The organism is Candidatus Hepatincolaceae symbiont of Strigamia maritima (assembly GCF_055505085.1).
The window spans coordinates 1-1,154 of record NZ_DBKDTU010000021.1; the positions used below are offsets into that span (position 1 = coordinate 1).

The 1,154-nt window shown below is 25.2% G+C and carries 1 protein-coding gene; it reads right to left on the minus strand.

Annotated features, from left to right (window positions below; genetic code table 11):
• Positions 1-4 precede the first annotated feature (4 nt).
• On the minus strand, positions 5-1,129 hold the full coding sequence (locus ACQCX0_RS00530) for a ribonuclease D (RefSeq protein WP_462562111.1): 1,125 nt from the start codon (positions 1,127-1,129) through the stop codon (positions 5-7).
• Positions 1,130-1,154: the final 25 nt, after the last annotated feature.

Genomic DNA, 1,154 nt, shown 5'->3' on the forward strand with positions numbered 1-1,154 from the left:
TTTTTTATTTAAAAACTAATTGATTATTTAAAATAGTAATACTAAGATTACCTTTTAAAAAATCAAGGGCGTATTTACCGAATAAATCATATCTTTTACCTTGTAAAACATCACTTTGGGAATTTTCTTGATGTAGAATTAAATCTTCTAAATCATTCTTAGTAGCAATTAATAATTTATTAATATGATTTTTATCGCAAACGAATTTTAGCAAAATTTCTAATAAATTTAGTAACTCATGGTTTGCAGGAGCTTTTAGTAATTTTTTTAAAGAAAGATCTCCAACTTGATTTTGCAATAATTGAAAAATACTTTCTCCATAATTAGCATAAATTTTTTTATATAACAAGGGTTTAAGTTCTACTAAGGAAGTAATTGGCAGAATACATAATTTTTCCACAATTTTTATGTCTAAAATAAATTTAGGATTAAGATTAAGTTTCTTAGCACATTCTTCACGAAAGATTAATAAATTTTTTAGCTTAGTTAAATATATAGGATTATTTTGAGAAGCATTACGTACTAATTCTCGATTAACATCAAAAATATAACGATTAGGAGAACTTAGATCTTGAAATTTATTAGTAAGAAATTCAAATTTATTACGTTTAAGTAATTGTTTGTGAATTATTTCATAACAGCGGTACAGATAAACTACATCATTGCCTGCATATTCTAATTGTTGAACACTTAGGGGTCTTATTTGCCATTTACTGATAGTTTGTGATTTATCCAAAGTATGCACACAAAAAGCTTGTACCATTTTTTCAAAACTAGTGTTACCGGCGAATCCTAAAGCCATTAAGGCAATTTGAGTATCAAAAAGATTTTTAGGTAAGAAGCCTTGTAAATTATAAAAAATTTCTAAATCCTGATGACTGGCATGAAATATTTTGATAATATCTTCTCTATAAATAATAGACAATAATTCTGTTAAATCTAAAGTAGCTAAAATATCAATAATGAAGGCCGAATCTGGATCATAAGACAATTGAATTAAACATAACTGAGAATAATAAGCATGTCTACGAATAAATTCAGTATCTATAGCTAGGCATGTTACAGTTTGTAAGTTAGTACATAAACTATCTAATTCATTTTGAGTATTTATAAAAATATACTTTATCATTCCAATATAATACTGTATCATTTAA

What these genes read in the sequence shown, in the direction of transcription:
- ACQCX0_RS00530 (WP_462562111.1), bottom strand. Translation starts at nt 1,129, where the DNA reads ATGATAAAGTATATTTTTATAAATACTCAAAATGAATTAGATAGTTTA.